This window comes from Streptomyces sp. DH12, from assembly GCF_020873895.1.
Taxonomy (GTDB): Bacteria; Actinomycetota; Actinomycetes; order Streptomycetales; family Streptomycetaceae; genus Streptomyces.
Genome location: NZ_JAHWGT010000326.1, coordinates 1 through 681, shown reverse-complemented (window position 1 = coordinate 681; position 681 = coordinate 1). Strand labels below are relative to the sequence as shown.

General features: G+C 73.4%; 2 protein-coding genes. One reads left to right on the top strand and one right to left on the bottom strand.

Translation table 11 applies throughout. From position 1 onward, the window contains the following. Positions 1 to 337: helix-turn-helix domain-containing protein (locus LPA54_RS34340; RefSeq protein WP_228984571.1), on the top strand; the 337-nt coding region annotated here is incomplete at its 5' end. A gap of 80 nt (positions 338 to 417) precedes the next feature. Here the strand turns inward: LPA54_RS34340 and LPA54_RS34335 are convergent. Next, on the bottom strand, positions 418 to 681 hold a 264-nt coding region (locus LPA54_RS34335), incomplete at its 5' end, for a macro domain-containing protein (RefSeq protein ID WP_228984570.1).

Sequence of the window (681 nt, the reverse complement as noted above, 5' to 3'; positions counted from 1 at the left end):
CCTCCCCGCCCCGAGGAACCACCCCATGGACGGGCTGTTCCCCTGGGCGCTGGAGCGGCTGGACCAGCCGCTGACCGTGGAGGACCTGGCTCGACAGGCCCGCATGAGCTCACGTCACCTCGGCCGCCACTTCAGGCACCTCACCGGCACCACGCCACTGCGCTGGCTCCACACCCAGCGCATTCGCCGTGCCCAGGAATTGCTGGAGACCACCGACGCCACCGTGGACACCATCGCCGCGGCCACCGGCATGGGCACCGCCACCACCCTGCGCCGCCACTTCCACCGCAGCGTCGGCGTCACGCCCGACGCCTACCGCCGCACCTTCCGTCCGTAGGGAGCACCGAGGCCCTGACGGCATGGAGCACAGTCCCCGGACGGGTGCCGCGACCGCGGGACGGGCTCAGGCGCGCCGGTTCAGGCCGTCCGGGCGGTGAAGGCCTGGTAGGCCCGGTCGTCGAAGAGGACGAAGGTCACTTCCTCCACCGCCGTGTCCGTCGCGCGGACCGTCTCCACGGCGATGCGGGCCGCGTCGTCCAGCGGCCAGCGGTAGACGCCCGTCGAGATGGCGGGGAACGCGACCGTGCGGGCGCCCAGTGCGTCGGCGACGCGCAGGGACTCGCGGTAGCAGGAGGCGAGGAGCGCGGAGCGGTCCTCGGTGACGCTGTGCACCGGGCCGAC